Genomic DNA, 17885 nt, shown 5'->3' with positions numbered 1-17885 from the left:
GCTAAATAAAAAAGACTGCTCAAACGAGCAGCCTTTTTATTTTTTATGACGATCTTTAATCCACATGATAACTGTGATGAATAAAGCGATAATTACTATTAAATGAAAGATAGTACCAACAGTAGTATGCGGTAAGATATCGTTACTAATTAGCGCTAAGTTGATTAATAATAGTACAATCATCAGGATTGTGTAGATGTTTTTCATTGGTGAAACCTCCGAAATATTTGACTTTATTATATCTTTAATTTGATAACTTTAAAACTGTAACATAATCTTAGTAAAATCTTTACCACTATTACAGGAAAAATGTTCTATGATAGGGGCAGATAAAGTAATTTATCCAATCTATATCTTGAGGTGATATTATGAATTTGGAAAATACAAAAGATAAAGTTGTAGGTAAAGCAACCGAATTAAAAGGTAAGGCTACTGGTAGCAAGTTAGATGAATTAAAGGGTAAGGCACAAAACTTCTTCGGTAAGGCTAAGGACAGTTTCGATGAAGCTCGTCGTAAGTCGGAAGAACGCCGTAGCCAACGTGAAAACGAAAACAAGTAAACATAATAAAAAAGACGCCATTATGGCGTCTTTTTTATTTATCTAATGTCTTCTGAGTAGAATTGTTGTTTTGCTAAAGCAAGGTTACCAATGATTGATAACTTGTCAGCGTCTTGACTAGGAAGTGTGATGTATTGATCGATATCAACGACATCAAGATAGCCATCGAATAGCTTCTTGAATTGTTCCTTAATCTTACCTAATTCTATTTCGTTTAAGATACTACCACCTAAGATAACCTTTTGTGGTCTAATGAAGACAGTGGTTTGAATTACGGATTGTGCGATGTAGAACGCTACAGTATCCCATAGGGGGTTAAACATTGAGATTTCTTGTGGGCGTTGGTGAGTTCTGGCTTCGATGGCCTTGGTTGATACAAGTCCTTCTAGACAGTCACCTTGATATGGACAGGTTCCTTTGAAGTCTTGGTCGTTAACGTTTCTTTGGGGGATTATATGACCAATTTCAGGACTTCCCATATGTCCAACAAACTTTCCATCGTTTACAATTCCGACACCGACACCATCACTGATTGTGATGTATGCCAGACTCAAGATAGGATCATCGTTTAGAATCGAGCTAATGTACTCTCCATAGGCACGACTGTTAACATCAGTTGTAAATGAGATTGGAATATTGAAATGATGTTTGAATGTGCCCAATAGGTTGATATTTTGCCAGTTAGGGCGGGAGGATTCTTTAATATAACCGTATTGAGAAGAGTAAGTACGGAGTTCCAAAGGACCGAATGATGAGATACCAATAGCTGCTAAATCGTCAAAACCTTTGAAGTAGTCGATAGCTTTTTTCAAAGTTTCTTGAGGTTCAGTTAAATCAATTACAATCCAGTCTGAGATGTTGCACTTACCGTCACCAACGGCACAAACCATTTGGTTGTGATCAGTGGTACAGAGACTTCCTAATAACATATTCAACGCCTCTTTTTAGTGAAATTTTTCGTTATCTTGTTCTTGAATTTCCTTACGTCTTTCTTCGTATCCTGGTTTACCAAGTAGGGCAAACATGTTTTGCTTGTAGTCTTCAACGCCTGGTTGGTTGAATGGGTTGATACCGTTTAGGTAACCTGAAACTGCAATTGCAAATTCGAAGAAGTAGATTAAGTAACCTAAAGTAGCCTCGCTGTTGTCTTCAGCGGTTACCAACATGTTTGGTACGCCACCGTTTGTGTGGGCGATAACAACGGCTTCTCTAGCAGTCTTGTTAACTTCGTCCATTGTAGTGTTCTCCAAGTACTTTAGACCATCTAAGTTTTCTTCGTTGGCAGGAATACCTAGGTTTGAAGCAGGTTGTTTGATTTCAACAACTGTTTCCATTAGGTTACGCATCCCTTCTTGGATGTATTGACCCAATGAGTGTAAATCAGTACTGAAGATTGCTGAGCTAGGGTAGATACCCTTGTAGTTCTTTCCTTCAGTTTCACCCGCAAGTTGTTTCCACCATTCGGCTAGGAAACGAAGATGTGGTTCGTAACTTTCAAGGATTTCGTTAGTGTAGCCCTTACGGTACAAGATGTTTCGGAAAGCAGCGTATAGAAGTGAGTCGTTTTCATATAAAGGAGCGTCCTTTAATGCAACTTGAGCTTCGTGTGCACCGTCCATTAAATCATCGATGTTAGCACCTGATGCGGCAATTGGAAGTAGACCAACTGGAGTTAGGACTGAGTATCTTCCACCGATTCCATCAGGGATAACGAAACTAGTGTAGCCTTGATCGATTGCTTCATCGTGTAAAGCACCTTTCTTAGCGTCAGTAGTTACGTAAATGCGCTTGTTAGCTTCTTCTTCACCGTATTTTTCAATTAACTTTTCCTTGAAGATTCTAAATGCCATTGCTGGTTCAGTAGTGGTACCTGACTTAGAAATTACGTTAACTGAGAAGTCACGGTCACCGATTACACGTAGTAAGTCGGCAGTGTAAGCAGGGCTAATTGTGTTTCCTGCGAAGAAGATTTGAGGGTGCTTGTCAGTACCTTCTAAGTTGAAGAAACTTCCGTGTAGAAAATCTAATGCCATCTTGGCACCTAGGTATGAACCACCGATACCGATAACAACTAGGACATCAGAGTTTTCTTGAATGTCTCTGGCAGCGTCTTTAATACGATCGAATTCAACGGGATCGTATTCTTCTGGTAGGTTGACCCAGTCACCCATTTTGGCTTCAACACCGGTTCCGTGAACTAGTAGGTCACGGGCGGTTTGTACCATTGGGGCGATTTCCTTTAATTCATTTGATTGCACAAAGGACTTTAGACCTTTGGTGTCTAATTCAACTCGTTTCATTTTATGTTCCTCCATCGATTAATCAATCTTAACGATGTTTTCTTTGTAGTATTGTCTTGATGCTAGTGCGAAGTTACCGATTGTAGCTGAACCGTTGTCTTCACATGCGGGCATGGTGATGTAGTAGTCTAAGTCGCCAACTTCAACGTAGTCGTTGAACATTTCCTTAAATTGTTCACGAACTTTCTTGATAACTGGTTCTGAAATTACTCCACCACCTAAAATAACTTTTTGTGGACGAATGAATAGGGTAGCTTGCATTACCGCTTGGGCAATGTAGTAAGCCATGATGTCCCAGACAGGATCATCCATAGGAACATCTTTACCTTTCTTACCGCAACGAACGTCAAAAGTAGGACCAGCTGCTAGACCTTCTAGACAGCTATGGTGGTATGGACATAATCCTTTGAAGTCTAAATCGTCTGGATGGCGTTTTAGATAAATGTGTCCAGCTTCAGGGTGACCTAGAGAACCAATGAATGAACCTTCATTGATAATTCCGGCTCCAACACCAGTACCGAAAGTATAGTATACCAGTGTTTGTAATGGATTATGATTTCTAATTGATGTAATGTATTCACCATAAGCGGAACCATTAACATCAGTAGTCCAAAAGATAGGAATATCGAAGTGTTTCTTCATTGTTCCTAAGAAGTTAGTGTTGGACCAGTTTGGTTTTGGTGTGTCTGTTATATAACCATATTTTGGTGAGTCTGTGCGCACTTCGATGGGACCAAATGACGCAATACTCATGGCTGTTAAATCGTCGAATTTTTCAAAGTATTCAATACATTTGCTTAATGTTTCATCAGGAGTGGTGGTAGGAATTCTCACACTGTCAAGAATTTCATAGTTTTCATTACCTACGGCGCAAACAAATTTCGTTCCGCCTGCTTCAATGCTACCAAATTTCATAGTTGAATCTCCTTTAACCTTTTTCTTTGGGGAGTATTAGTTTTTGAATGCGCTCCCAATTTTTATTATGGACCCGATTTTTCTAAATACAAGGGAAAAATAGTTAAAAAAAGGTTAAGAATTGAAAAATTGGTTATCATGGATATATAACTATAATGACGGGCTTTTTAAAGATTTTATAAAGGTTATGTAAACGATTTCATTAATCCTTCAAACCTGATACAATTAGACACAATAATACGAAAAAAGTGAGGCTAGAAAAATGGATACAAAGTACTGGAATATCGATCGATTAGGTCGACTATACAAAGATTGGGACCCAGAAGTGTTAAAGAAATTGGCAACAAAGATTGCTAAATCCCACTGGCGTCCTGGATATCACATTACTACTCAGACCGGTTTGTTGAATGACCCCAACGGTTTTTCATATTTCAACAATCAATGGCACTTGTTCTACCAAGCATTCCCATACGGTGCTGTGCACGGTTTAAAGAGTTGGCAACACATGGTGTCAGACGACTTAGTCCACTGGAAGTTCATCGACAAACCAATGGTGCCGGACATATATTCTGACCGTAATGGATGTTATTCCGGTAGTGCCATTAATGTCGACGGTAAGCTATTCTTGATGTACACCGGAAACACTTTTGAGGGTGAAGAGATGGCCAGACATCCTTACCAATTAGGTGCGTGGATGGATGCCGATAATAATATTTCAAAACTAGATCACCCATTGATTGAAAGTGAACCGGAAGGAGTTACCGGTCACTTTAGAGACCCCCAAGTCATCAAACATGGTGACTACTACTACGCATTCTTGGGTGCCCAAACCGTCGATAATGCTGGTGAAATTCTAACCTACCGCTCAAAAGACATTGAAAACGGCTGGGAACTATACAAAAAGTTAGACCTAGGGACTGACAACTTGGGATACATGGCCGAATGTCCAAACGTTGGTTTCGTTGATGGCAAGGTCGTTGTGATTTTCTGCCCACAGGGTGCTGATAAACACGAATTCCATTATGACAACGTTCATCCAAACGCATATATCGTAGCGGATGACTTGGACTTTGAATCAATGAAGTTAATCAATCCTTCTAAAATGAAACAATTAGATGAAGGCTTTGACTACTACGCGACTCAAGTATTGAATGCTCCAGATGGTCGTTTGCTATCAGTTGGCTGGATTGGTTTACCTGATACCGAATACCTATCTGATCAAGAAGGTTGGGAAGGTGAACTTTCAATGGTAAGAGAATTACACATTGAAAACGGCAACTTGAACCAACGACCAGTCCAAGAATTCAAACAATTAATCGAAGAAGACGAAGCAAGTGACACTGATTTGCAAAAACACATTGAAGCCGTACCATTTGATGAACACTTCAATTTGAATTTGGAATCAGAAGATAGCTATCTTCGTTTGTCATACGATGAAAGTGACCAAGAATGGACATTGAAACGTAAAAATGTCGGTGAAGACGTTTCAATTCGCACATTCAATGGTGAAGCTTCATCAATTGACTTCTATTTAGACAACACTGTATTTGAAATCTACATTCTAGGTGGCAAGATTACCATGAGCGGACAATTCTTCCACGACGGTAATGAAGTCAGGGTGAATAGTGAAAATATGAGTGTAAAACAAAATAAAATCAGTAATATGTAAAACAAAAGGCAACTAGTTTGATGGCTAGTTGCCTTTTTTATTTGCTATCGACTTAGTAGTTAATCACATTGTTTTCTCCAATTTGTAACTTCGGAACTTTTACTCTAACACTTGTCTTTTTATTAAATTCCTTTTGATCAATTGTGATTAAATTTGATTTTCTTAATTTCTTTTGACTAATAAAAATTGTATTTCCACTAGAATCTGCTACGAATTCCTTAACTAACTTTCCTCTGTTAAAAACTCTGATGGTAGATGGGGCTACATTGCTAAGATAAATTTTTTCACCATTTTTGTTTCTTGTGTTTTTATAAACTACAGTCTTTTCAGTGGCGTATTTGTTTGAACCAATTTTATATTTGTTAGAAACAATCTTACCTTTACGGTTTACTCCATATACAGTAAAAGTTCCGTATCCTTTAAAGTGGTACTTTACATTGAATGCTGAATGTTTATCGACCTTAAATATACGAACTTTATTATGCCCATACTTAACGGCGATTTTACTGAATCCCTCAGCTTGACCTTTAATTAGAAGTTGTTTATTGGTTGCGTTGTATTTATAAGAAACCCTCGATACTCTAGGTTTTACTTTCATGTATTCTATTACATCTACATATTGATTTGGATTAACTGAATCGTTATCAATAGCTGTTGAATATCTTTTATTCATTCCTCTAACATCACAAGGTTGAATGCTATAGAATCTATTAGCTGGATTCATAACAGACTTGCTATTAACTTTATTGTGAGCCAATCCTAAAGCATGGCCTAATTCATGTTCAGCTACATGGATTTGATCATCAGTAGAGTACCCATACTTTTCAAAAACGGCTCTATTAATCATAACATTATTCCTAATAATATAACCGTTGCTAGGATTGTATCTTACTGCATCATATCCAGCTATTGTTAGACCTTTTTTAGAAGAGTCGTTATATGATGTCAAGTTGGTTTTTGATGATTCTTTTGAGGTCCATTTAAAGCCTTTTTGTTTCCATGCTTCCACAGCCTTTTTCCAAACATATTTATAGTGAACTGAGGTAGATTTATCATGGTAGTTTGCCGTTTTTTTAGAGTATCTATACGAGAGCATAGGAGTTGTTTCATATGTGGATGCTTTTGCATTAACTGTGATAGTTGATGCTACTGCCAAAACTCCCAAAGATCCCAATACGCTACTTAAAATTCTTTTATTGACCATAATTATCAATCCTTCTTTCGCATAAATTATATCATCATAATTTTTATGTATTTTATAATGTTTTTTTAAATAAAAAAGTAATGTTTATATAACTCATTTAATATTTAACTTGTATAAGTCATGTTATTTATTTATAAATATCAGATAGATGATTACTTTGATAAACAACATGTAAAACAAAAGGCAACTAGATTGATTCTGGTTGCCTTTTTTATTTGCTATCGACTTAATTAAAATTTAATAATATAATTATAATTGAAACGTAATAATTATATTCGGGGGATACATTTATGAAGTTTAAGAACATGATCAAGCTACTAGTATTAGTAGCATTCGCATTTGTTGCCGTTAGTTTTTCAACTAATAGGGCATCGGCATCAACTAGGGTTCACTATGTTGATAGTTTTCCAAAGCAAATGCGTGGAATTTGGTACGAAGTAGTTAAGTATAAAGGTCAAAAAGGTGCAGAGGCTCTCGAAATCACTAAGAAAAAAGTGTATCAAGAAGACAGTGACGGTAGCAAATATGGTATCGTATTACATAATGTGAACGAAAAACACGTTAAAGATCACAAAAAAGCTTTCTTTAAACCTAAGTATGCCGGATACTATATAGGTGACGATGGTAAAAAAGTTTATTTTGTAAAGCCATGGAATGCAAAGAAAAGTTCAAAACCAAATTCTCTTCTATCCTATACAAAATTTAAGGGGCATCAAATGTTAGTTATTTATGATGCAGATGATAATAATGACTTTGGATTCTTTAGAACTCCAAAGTTAGCAAAAGAATTTGTGAATAACGTTAACTAAAGATAATACAAACATTTCACGGGGGATACACATATGAGGTTCGAAAACATTATCAAATTGATAGTGTTAGTAATGTTTGCTTTCATTGCCGTTAGTTTCTCCACCACCAAAGCCTCAGCACAGATCCACTACATCAGCTCAAATCCAAAGAGTATTCGTGGAACTTGGTATGGTGAAAAAGAAATTGATGGTCAAGATTACCACATGTCGATTTCCTTTGATAAAAAGAAGGCCGTTTTCGTGGATGGTTACGAATCTGAAACCGGAAGCGAGATTCATAGTATTTACGAAAAACACGTCAAAGCTCGTAAAGGAGCGTTTTTTACTCCGGTCTACAGCGGATACTACAGACAAAACGGTCACAATGAATATTTCTCAAAGCCATGGGGGACCAGCAAGTCGACCAATCCAGAGACGACTTATGGTTATGGCGAATACAGAGGACATGAAACATTAGTGATGCTAAACAATAATACCGGTGAGAAGGTTGGCTTCTTTAGATCAGAGAGATTAGCCGATAAATACTCAGACCGATTTTAAACAAAAAGCAGCTAGTTTAAATTTCTAGTTGCTTTTTTTATTTTTGTATAATATTATATGTCGTATAATATAATTTGAAATATAATTGGAGATGTTCAAATGGCCATTAAAGTAGCAACAAAGCTATTAGATGGTTGTGTCTTGGGTCTATTGGAACAAGAAGAGATGTATGGATATGAACTTACTAAGCGAGTTCAAGAATCCATTAATGTTTCTAATTCGACAATGTATCCGGTCATGCGCCGTTTAAAATCAGAGGGATTGGTCGACACATACGACGAATCGTTTGAAGGAAGAAACCGCAGATACTACCGAATTACTGAAGCAGGGAAGACACAGCTAGAAGAAGTAAAGACGGAATGGATGACGTTTAAGACCGGCATCGATGACTTAATGGGGGGATAAATTTGAATCAGTATATCGAGGAACTGACTCAACACTTAAAGAAACTTAGCGAACAAGACGCGATGGATGCTATCAGCTATTACACCGACTATCTAACGGATGGAAACTTAAATACATACGAGGAATGTGTTAAGGAATTAGGTACACCAAACCGTTTAGCACTACAAATTCGTGCCGATATTTCTATCAACAATTCAGATAGTTCAACACCACAAAAATTCTGGGAACTACCATCAATTGTGATCTTGGCATTGTTTGCCAGCCCACTACTAGTGCCAGTCGTAATCAGTCTAATTCTAGTAATTTTTGCTACCGTTTTAGCAGCCAGCTTAATGGTACTTGCTGTGGTATTAGTATTAATTTTGACCTTTATCGTTTTCCTATGTACAACGGTATGGGGCGTGACTAACATTACCGGTCACTTGTTTGAAAGTATCATGGTATTAGGGGTGGCGCTATTCTCCCTAGGACTTTCCATGGAACTATATCCATTATCAAAATGGTTAGTGAGAAAGTTGGCCAACTGGATTCAACACGTCACAATCTGGACATACAAGAAGTGCCTAAGATATGGCAATGCTGAAGGGAGAGTCAACAATGAAGAAATTTAGTCTAATCGGATTAGGTCTAATCGTTGCTGGAGGAATCGTCTTCTCAATTGGATACGCTAAGGCCGACCAAAGCATCACCGATATTTTCTTTAGTCGTAACATGGATAAGACATACACCAAACAGGTAAAGGCATACGACAAAATTAGTGCGTATGGAAATATCAATCTAACAATTAAATCCGGTAGCAAGTTTACCATTACCTCAACAGATTCCAAGGATCATCCACTGGCATATAAGGTGCAAAACAATACCTTGGAACTACGCCAAGATAATAACGAAAGTAGCTTCTCAACCAACTTCCAAATGGGTGAATTATCACGACTATCATTTGTGACCGTGACAGTGCCAAGTCACCAATTGACTAAGGTTGATGGGCTCGATAATCGTTTCAGTCTAAAGCTAAAACACTACAGTAATAAATTGCCAATGGACATTACCGGATGGGGTAACGTCAAATTAAAGGACGTTAACGCCAAGTCAATTCGTGTGCGCGGCATCGAAGACCGTGTCTCAGTCGTTGATAGTACATTCAATGGGGATGCTAGCCAAATCGATGCAGGTGATAACTACGTTGACCTACACAATAGTAGTTTTAAGTCATTGGCAGTCAGGGCAACTAATGGGGATGTTAACATCGACAGACCGACAATTGAAAGTCATATGTCAGTTACTACCGACACTGGTAACATCTTCGCACAATTAAAGAAATCAGAAGATGCGCAATTAGATGTGAAGACATCTGGACCAAAGCCAACGGTGAAAACAGCAACTAAGGCGGTTAACACTGACAAACAATATCGATTCAAGTCCAATACAGGAACAATTACAGTGTTAGAATAATCATTTTACGATATAGCATATAAATTTATTAGCAAATATAGTAAAATTATAAGTATAATAATGTAAATCATATCAGGAGGGACAATAACGTGTTTAACGATAAAATCGTTTTTAATTACATGTATAATTTATGGGTAGCTGTCTACTCAGACTTAAGTGACGCTGACGTCGAAGAAATTGGCCAAGTGCTATTAAAGAATAGTAAGGAAGAATACAACAGCCAAAATGATCAAAATATCACCGACGACGACTTCATTGATATGATTTCCGAATACTCAGAAGACATTCGTGAACAAGCTGTAAGTGAAGCTGAAGAAGATATTAAAAAACACCGTGCACCTAAGTTCAAAAAGGTAGACGGTAAGTGGAATATTTAAAGAATTAGACCGACTCGATTGAGTCGGTCTTTTTTTATGCGTATGTATAGGTGATTAGTTAATGAAAAATAAATACATTGTTAAAAATGTATTAAAAGCCTAAAATGTTTATTAGATTTTATTTAATTTTAGGGGGGGTTACTTATCAATAATAAAAGTAAAAATCAACATAACTCGTTAAAAAAGTTAATTATAAAGGCTTCGGTAACGGTTGCTGCAGTTTCGTTTGGAGCATTTATTTCGGGGGGGTTAAATGCACATGCGGACGATAGTAGTAGCCATACCTTCGTAATTTTTGATCGCAGTGGTAATTTTATTGAAAATAAGAATTTATCTAACGAGTATGATGATTGGACTGGAAATCAATTGAAAGAAGAATTAAGACAAGAGGGTTTTATCGTTGACTCCAAGTCTAATATTGATAACTATTATAATTCTCCATTTACCGATGTTTCTGTAATTGCTCCGAAACATATTCTCACTTTAAATTATGTTGATCAAAACGGTAAAACAGTATATGTTGAAAAACACGCTGTAACAAATTATGGTCAGACCGATGTACAGAAAAACCTAAGCGATAATTATACAGTTGATAATGATCAAAAATCTGTTAATAATTCTAATACGAATTACACCGTTAAAGTTACAGCAAAAGATGGAATAAATGATTCTTTTCAACAAAAAGAAAACGATATATTTACAGATACTCCAGCAGTAAATGAAGTATATTCATCAAATGATTTATCTACCCAATCTGGAAATAGTTATACATACAACGCAAATATAACTATCCAAGATCAAACGGGGAAGCGTTTAGGATCATATGTTCTTAGCAATGAAGATTCTAACATTGTTTCGTTTGACGAGATAATAGAAAATTATAATAAGGATTATGATACAAGTGGTTTGCCTAAGTATGTTGATTTAACACAAGGAAATCAGATATTTACAGTGAATAGTCATAATGTGGATGAGGACAATAAGCCAATTGGTAATAATGATAAAGTAGTGTTTAAAATAATTGATCAACATGGGAACTTTGTTGAATACCTAACATTTAACACTTATAGAAAAAAACTTAAAACTATTGAATTAGCAGATCGATTAAAACAGGAAAAAATGATACTTCATAATAATCCTGCTTTATCGAATGAATATGTACCAGATGGAACATATAACATGGATGTTAATGTTATTGCTCCTTATCAGATTGACAAAGTAAACTATATTAATCAAGATAATCAATTAATATTTAGTTCATATCATCTCGCATCTAGTAAAGATTTTAAAATTGATGTAAGTAATGATTTATACCGAATGCCTAGAGGAACTATCCTTGACCTTGACGATAATAATTATATAGATAATAAGCCTGAACAAAATGTTTATGTTACCGAAGACTTGAAACAAACACCATATCAAAAAATGAGCGATTTGACATTAAATTATGATAGCTTTTCACAAGTGAATCCCGTGTCAATTGATTATTTAGATAGTGATGATACTAGCGGTATTACATACTTGGGATATTCAGCAATTATCATTCTAAAAAATCAATATGGAAAAATTGTAAGAGCTGATAGAATTGATGGTTACCAATGGAATCTTGTTAAATTTGATTATTTAAGCGACGAAAATAAGGCTGATTATGATCTTTCTTCTTTACCGGAATATATTGATTTATCATTGGGAATGCAAACTTTTGTAATAAAGAGCTTGAAGCCAGATAATACATCCACTGATATTGATAAGGTTAATTCAAAATCAACTGTTAAAAAAGTTGATAATAAACCTGATAAGCGAAAATTAGTTGGAAGTCAAAAACCAACTAAATTACAATGGAAATCCCTTATTTTGGCCATAAATGCAGATAAAAAATCTGTTAAGACTGATACCGCCAAGCTTAAAACTTTGAAGAAAAAGATGAAGAAGCGTGCAACTAAGAAACAAAAATCGACTTACAAGAAACTTCAAACAAAATTATCCGCTGAAAAGAAAGCATTTAATTCAGTAAAAACTAAAGAAAGAAAACTAGCTAAGTACTTCAAGAGTGTTTCAACTATCAATCACGAAAGTAAACAAATTAAGTCATTAACTGCTCAAATTAAAAAGCTAAAGAAAAAGCATTCTAAGTCAAGTAAGAAATTGTACAAAAAAGACTTGAAAGCCTTAAAGAAAGCTAACAAATCATTGAAAGCAGCAAATAAGTTTGTAAAGAATTACAAGTAATAAAAAAGCAGATCTAAATAGGTCTGCTTTTTGTATGTTTATACTAAAATAATAACCTTAATATAACCCAATTGTTAAAAAATGATTAGATGTATTATAATGCAATTATAGTTTAATAAATTCTTAAGGTTTACATTTAGGGGGAGTATGCATGAAGGAATCAAAGGATACTAGTTTAAAAGGTTATAACTACTGGAAGAAAGCACTGTACTCATCAGTTGTACTTGGAGCGATTTTTGTTGGTGGACAATATATAAGTACAGTTCACGCAAATGCAGATACTACACAAAACTCAAATCAATCTAATCAAGTACAAATCACTTTTATCAATACGAATGATCACAGTGAGGCACTTCCTAGCACTATTAGTGGTTATGTTGGACAATCATCAAATTTAATTAGTACTAAGACTAAGCTTCAAGATTTAGGATATGATGTATCAAATATTCCAGATACATATACACCAAACACATCAAATACAGAAGATAATCAAGATGCTAACACTTTTTATGTGAATCCAATTGGTGCAACAAATAAGCCAAACAACCTTAATGGTAAAAATAAATTAATATTCCAAATTAGAGATCAAAATAATAACTACATTGAATCTAAATATTCAAGTACTGATAGCAGTGAATATGACTTAAATCCAAATTCAAATGCGGATTATGCAAAAATTATTGGTGATTTAAATCAAGAACAAGATAAGTTTAGGTTATATGGTTCAAGCTCTAATGCAAATACATCTAATCCTCAAAGTACTAATACAAATGATGATGATATTGCTGAGTTACATAATGGTGATAATATTTTTACCATCAGTGTTACAGCTCCTACACACTCATTGACAATTAATTATGTAAATAAACACAATGTAACAGTATTCAAAACAATCAGACAAGTTACGGACTACGGTCACACTAATTTTTACAGTGATTCAAATTATTTTAGTGATGGACAAATATCAATTAATCCAGGACAACCTTATGTTGCCAATAATCAAGAATCAGCAACTATTAACGTTACAACAGCTGATACATTCAATGTACCTTCTAATCCAAATGATGTTAGTACCTATAATTATGATTATTCAGGTCCAACTGTAAGTAGCGTAAGTGACGCAAACGGATCTCAAAATCCAAGTCAGAATGCCTACTATACAACTGTTAATATTGTTGGTTCGGATAACAAAAATATTGTTTCTTTGATATTAGGTAGTAATGATTCTCAATTTGTTAGTACTAACGACCTAGGTCCAGATGATAATGATTATGACTCACTTGTGGACTTTGATAATGTAACTGATATGCCATCATTCCTTGATTTAACCAAGGGTCCATACACCTTCCACAGTACGGATACATTATCAGGTCTACAAGCATCAAGTGTAGCAGCAAAGAGTCAAGCAGCTGCAGAACAACAAGCATCTTCATCTGCTCAGCCTTCACAATCAAATCAACCACAACAAGCAGATCCGCAATCATCTGCATCACAACCAACTGTAGAATCTGCAAAGAGCAGCGCAGTAGTTTCATCTGCATCACAACCATCAATTGAACCAGCAAAAAGTAGTGCACAACCATCATCTGTACCAGCTGAACAACATGCTGATCCAGCTGTTCAATCACACTCAACCGCTGCTCCAGTTGCTTCTACAGCGAAATCAACACCAGAACCCGAAACAAAGAAAACACCACAACCGGTAGCTAAACCAGCGCAACAACCTGCCAAACCAGTTGTTAAAGCTAAGACTGAGAATGCCAAACCAACCAAAGCACAATTAAAAACGATTACTAAGACATACAAACGAAGTGAACATGCTGTTAAGACTGATACAGCTAAATTGAAATCTTTGAAGAAAAAGATGAAAAAACATGTTACCAAAGAACAAAAGACGACTTACAAGAAACTTCAAACAAAATTAGCCGTTGAAAAGAAAGCACTTAAATCAGTAAAAGCACAGGAAGAAAAGGTTACTAAGTACTTCAAGAGCATTTCAACTATCAACCGTGATAAGAAACAAATTAAGTCATTAACTGCACAAATGAAGAAGTTAAAGAAAAAGCATTCAAAGGCAAACAAGAAGAATGCCGCTAAAGTGCAAAAGGCTTTAAAGAAAGCTAACAAATCATTGAAAGCAGCTACTAAGTTTGTAAAAAATTACAAATAATCACTAAAGCAGACCTGAATAGGCCTGCTTTTTAGTTTGCCTTTAAAAATTTTGTTACTTTTTTTAAGAAATGGTAAAAATCGCGGCATTAATATACACATCGTTCAAAGAACTCTTAAAATGGAGTTGTAAAAAGAAATAGGAAAGAAGCTGTGTATTATGACTAAATTCAATAATACTAAGAAATGGGTATATGCCGCAGCCATGACTGGGGTATTATTTGCTGGAGCCCAATATGCTAATTCATCCAGTAACTATTTAGCTAAGGCGGATACCACAAACAATACGTCTCAACATCAATACAAATACAATTCAACAATTAACTTCCAAGATCAAAACAAGAACTCACTTGGTGGTGTGACTGCTTCAAGTGATAGCAATAACTTCCAAAAGTCACGTCTTTCATACACTTTGCACTACAACAATAAGACATATGACTTTACTGACCAAATCAAGAACGACAAGGATATTCCCGACACCATTGATTTAAGCAAGTCAGAATACAACTACACCTTGAATCAACCAACTCACACTTTGACAGTTAATGTCATTGATAAGGATACTCATGCTGTTCTTGCTACCAAGGGTTATACTGTAACCGACTTTGGTACAACTGACATTAAGGACTTAGTTGAACCATTCTCAAATGATTACAGCTATAGTTACTCAGATCCATTCAACTATGAAGACCAATACAACGTTGAAGTATCAAAGGCTAACGTATCAAGTGCCAGTGGCACTACTATTCATGGTCAAGCTTCCGCATCTTACGATAACGAAGGCAAACAAAGTGCTTCAACTACCACATCATCAGCCGCTGCTTCAACTGGAACTAACACTAATGAAAGTTCTACTTCAAGTGAAAGCTCATCAGCTGAAACATCAAGTGCAGCTAGTTCAAGTCAATCCAGCGAAGCTTCAAGTGCTGAAAGTTCAAACGCATCAAGCGCAGAAAGCTCAACACAAAGCTCAGCGGAATCATCAAAGGCTATCCAAAGCAGTGAAGCTTCAAGTGAAGCAACTAACTCATCACAATCTAAAAACCAAAGCTCTGAAGCCGCTAACACTTCATCAGCTGAATCATCAGTTGCTTCATCTGTAGCAACATCAATGGCTGAAAAGAAGTCAGAAGCTAACAAGGATAACGAAAAGACATCAGTTATTTATGATCCTGTAAACCCAGGTGAAGAAAAGGCCGGTAACAATGCCGGTGAACCCGCAAAGACTGAAGCTAACAAGTTACCACAAACTGGTGATAAGACTAATCAACAAGCAGTTGCTGGCGTTGGCATCATCGCTATGATTGTTGGTGCTGTTCTTGGATTCTTTGGTAAGAAGAAAGGATAGATAATCTATCTATATATATGAAAAGAAGACCCGGTGGGGTCTTCTTTTTTTAGGCAAAATAAGACAAAAAGTACATAAAAAAATATATAATGATTAAAGGAAGTTAATTTTATTGTAATTAAAATTTTATATTGAAAAGAGACGGTTAATTATGAAGTTCGATAAGAGAGATTCAAAACTATTCAAGAACACTAAAAAGTTCGTTTACGTTTCAGCAATTACAGGGGTATTGTTGACTGGAACACAAGCAGGTCAATTCGCATCTACATACACAGCGCACGCGGATGAAACTGCACAAGCAAAATATAGTGCTAAAGTTGATTTTAAAGATCAAAATGGTGATGATATTGCAGCATATAATTTAAGTAGTAGTGATGCTCAATACGATATTACAGGTATTTTATCTCAATTAAATGTAACCAGTAACCAAAAGTCAGTTGATATCAGTAAGGGAGATAGTACCGTTACTGCTGATGCACCTACTCATACATTACATGCTGAAATCGTAGATCAAAACCACAATAAGATTTTCGAAAAAGACTATACAGTAACTGATTATTCTCAATTTTTAAACGATTTAGTTAGTCATGTTCCAAGTAATTATGGATATGATACAAAGGGACTAAACACAAGTGCAGCTCAAACTAGTTTTACATTACCAGTACAAGCACCAACTACCACAGTTGTTAACCAAAACACTCAACAAAACAACACAACTACTGAAACTACCACTCAAACTTCTGGAGATACTACAGTTCAATCAAGTGCTTCAGACGAAACTGTAAAGAGTTCAGCACAATCAAGCACATCAAGTGAAGCAGAAAAGAGCTCATCAGCTCAATCATCTTCATCAAGTGATGACAAGAAGGAAAGTGCATCATCAGCTTCAACTAGTGAAACAACTAAACCAGTTGAACAATCTAGCGAAGCTACTAACCCATCTGCCCAATCAAGTGAATCAACTAAGGAATCAAGCTCAGCAACTCAAAACGTAAAATCAGAAGCTGCTTCTTCAGTTGCTTCATCAGAAAATGTATCATCAACTGCTGCTACTTCAACTGAAAGTTCAGCACAATCATCAAATTCTTCATCATTAGCATCACAAGCTCCGAAGAGTGATGAAAAGACAATGGTCATTGCTGATCCTGCAAACAAGGGTGAAGAAAAGAAGGCTGCTGCAAAGGAAACTAAACAAACTCCAGTTGCAGAAAAGAAGGACGTTCGTGCTAAATTACCGCAAACTGGTGATAACACTAACCAAGCTAGAGCAATCGCATTAGGTGTTGCTACCATTGCAATTGGTCTAGGACTTGCTTACTTCGGGCTAAGAAGAAAGAACAAATAGATTAACTGTTTCAATTTTATATAAATATTAAGACGATGAAATTACGTATGTAATTTCGTCGTCTTTTTTGCATTTTTGGGCAAAAACATCTAACAATTATCTAAAATTGGCAATAAGTTTATTTAATTAATTGTACTTTTTATCCAAAAAAATCTCACCACAAACTCATTTTTTGCCAGTAAAAATGCCGTATTTAGCTGTAATTTTCTAAAAGTGCTTAAATTTTTATACAAAAAAATTAAGCAGAAAGCTTAATTATACTTCCTATCTAAAACATTTATATAACAACGTTTACAGCATATTGGTTTTAAAATGTTATTTTGCAAAAAAAACCTTAAAAACATTGATACGAAAGTCATCAAAGTTACTTTTCTAATTTATCTAAACTTTTCCTTAATTTTCTTATAAAAGTATTAAAATACTTATCTAAATATTAAGTTGCTTAAGAATGATTTAAAAGCAATCAAATCGGGTGCAAATTAAATATTTTTGGTCTTATAATCTAATTTGTAATGATACAGATTGTTTAAATTTTGTTGTTTAAGAGAGAGGACGTTGGAAAA

General features: G+C 35.5%; 17 protein-coding genes. 12 read left to right on the top strand and 5 right to left on the bottom strand.

The annotated features are described in order from the left end of the window. Nucleotides 1–36: 36 nt before the first annotated feature. Nucleotides 37–207, bottom strand: coding sequence for a hypothetical protein (locus KTJ72_RS05210; protein WP_155368152.1), 171 nt, complete (start codon nucleotides 205–207; stop codon nucleotides 37–39). 161 nt (nucleotides 208–368) lie between these two features. On the opposite strand from KTJ72_RS05210, the gene KTJ72_RS05205 reads away from it, so the two are divergent. After that, nucleotides 369–560, top strand: coding sequence for a CsbD family protein (locus tag KTJ72_RS05205; RefSeq protein ID WP_053791361.1), 192 nt, complete (start codon nucleotides 369–371; stop codon nucleotides 558–560). 38 nt (nucleotides 561–598) lie between these two features. Here KTJ72_RS05205 and KTJ72_RS05200 read toward each other — a convergent pair whose 3' ends face one another. From KTJ72_RS05200 to scrK, 3 genes are read right to left on the bottom strand one after another with little or no spacing between them, the layout of a single operon-like run. After that, nucleotides 599–1489 (bottom strand): ROK family protein, encoded by an 891-nt coding sequence (locus tag KTJ72_RS05200; protein WP_217304290.1) that lies wholly within the window; start codon nucleotides 1487–1489, stop codon nucleotides 599–601. Between the two features lie 15 nt (nucleotides 1490–1504). After that, the gene (locus tag KTJ72_RS05195) at nucleotides 1505–2860 is read right to left on the bottom strand and encodes a glucose-6-phosphate isomerase (RefSeq protein WP_041152612.1); all 1356 of its coding nucleotides are present in this window, start codon (nucleotides 2858–2860) and stop codon (nucleotides 1505–1507) included. Nucleotides 2861–2878: 18 nt separating this feature from the next. After that, a complete protein-coding gene (gene scrK, locus KTJ72_RS05190) occupies nucleotides 2879–3775 on the bottom strand; it encodes a fructokinase ScrK (protein ID WP_053792353.1) in 897 nt (298 codons plus the stop codon). 262 nt (nucleotides 3776–4037) lie between these two features. Between scrK and KTJ72_RS05185 the strand changes: the two genes are divergently transcribed. Continuing rightward, nucleotides 4038–5444 (top strand): sucrose-6-phosphate hydrolase, encoded by a 1407-nt coding sequence (locus KTJ72_RS05185; protein WP_217304289.1) that lies wholly within the window; start codon nucleotides 4038–4040, stop codon nucleotides 5442–5444. A gap of 52 nt (nucleotides 5445–5496) precedes the next feature. On the opposite strand, the gene KTJ72_RS05180 is transcribed toward KTJ72_RS05185, so the two are convergent. Further along, nucleotides 5497–6648 (bottom strand): matrixin family metalloprotease, encoded by a 1152-nt coding sequence (locus KTJ72_RS05180; RefSeq protein ID WP_217304288.1) that lies wholly within the window; start codon nucleotides 6646–6648, stop codon nucleotides 5497–5499. 290 nt (nucleotides 6649–6938) lie between these two features. Between KTJ72_RS05180 and KTJ72_RS05175 the strand changes: the two genes are divergently transcribed. The 10 genes from KTJ72_RS05175 to KTJ72_RS05130 all read left to right on the top strand — a co-directional run bounded on the left by KTJ72_RS05175 (nucleotide 6939) and on the right by KTJ72_RS05130 (nucleotide 17322). Beyond that, nucleotides 6939–7457: a hypothetical protein gene (locus KTJ72_RS05175; RefSeq protein WP_217304287.1), complete on the top strand. Its 519-nt coding sequence runs from the start codon at nucleotides 6939–6941 to the stop codon at nucleotides 7455–7457. A 33-nt stretch (nucleotides 7458–7490) separates the two neighbouring features. Next, nucleotides 7491–7997, top strand: coding sequence for a hypothetical protein (locus KTJ72_RS05170; RefSeq protein WP_217304286.1), 507 nt, complete (start codon nucleotides 7491–7493; stop codon nucleotides 7995–7997). 99 nt (nucleotides 7998–8096) lie between these two features. Then, nucleotides 8097–8402 (top strand): PadR family transcriptional regulator, encoded by a 306-nt coding sequence (locus KTJ72_RS05165; protein WP_034530877.1) that lies wholly within the window; start codon nucleotides 8097–8099, stop codon nucleotides 8400–8402. Nucleotides 8403–8404: 2 nt separating this feature from the next. Beyond that, complete coding sequence (locus KTJ72_RS05160; protein WP_217304285.1) at nucleotides 8405–9013, top strand: HAAS signaling domain-containing protein; 609 nt, start codon at nucleotides 8405–8407, stop codon at nucleotides 9011–9013. Further along, nucleotides 9000–9854: a DUF4097 family beta strand repeat-containing protein gene (locus tag KTJ72_RS05155; protein ID WP_217304284.1), complete on the top strand. Its 855-nt coding sequence runs from the start codon at nucleotides 9000–9002 to the stop codon at nucleotides 9852–9854. Before KTJ72_RS05160 ends, KTJ72_RS05155 begins: the two co-directional genes overlap by 14 nt. An 89-nt stretch (nucleotides 9855–9943) precedes the next feature. Then, entirely contained in the window at nucleotides 9944–10231 is a 288-nt protein-coding gene (locus KTJ72_RS05150) for a hypothetical protein (RefSeq protein WP_034530871.1), read from the top strand. Nucleotides 10232–10597: 366 nt separating this feature from the next. Continuing rightward, entirely contained in the window at nucleotides 10598–12460 is a 1863-nt protein-coding gene (locus KTJ72_RS05145; protein WP_217304283.1) for a hypothetical protein, read from the top strand. Nucleotides 12461–12611: 151 nt separating this feature from the next. Beyond that, nucleotides 12612–14630, top strand: coding sequence for a hypothetical protein (locus KTJ72_RS05140; RefSeq protein ID WP_217304282.1), 2019 nt, complete (start codon nucleotides 12612–12614; stop codon nucleotides 14628–14630). Nucleotides 14631–14789: 159 nt separating this feature from the next. Next, nucleotides 14790–15977 (top strand): LPXTG cell wall anchor domain-containing protein, encoded by a 1188-nt coding sequence (locus tag KTJ72_RS05135; RefSeq protein ID WP_217304281.1) that lies wholly within the window; start codon nucleotides 14790–14792, stop codon nucleotides 15975–15977. A 151-nt stretch (nucleotides 15978–16128) separates the two neighbouring features. Further along, nucleotides 16129–17322: an LPXTG cell wall anchor domain-containing protein gene (locus KTJ72_RS05130; protein WP_217304280.1), complete on the top strand. Its 1194-nt coding sequence runs from the start codon at nucleotides 16129–16131 to the stop codon at nucleotides 17320–17322. Nucleotides 17323–17885 lie beyond the last annotated feature (563 nt).

Source organism: Apilactobacillus waqarii, from assembly GCF_019061205.1.
In the GTDB taxonomy this organism is placed as follows: domain Bacteria; phylum Bacillota; class Bacilli; order Lactobacillales; family Lactobacillaceae; genus Apilactobacillus; species Apilactobacillus waqarii.
This window is presented reverse-complemented; position numbering and strand designations above follow the sequence as displayed.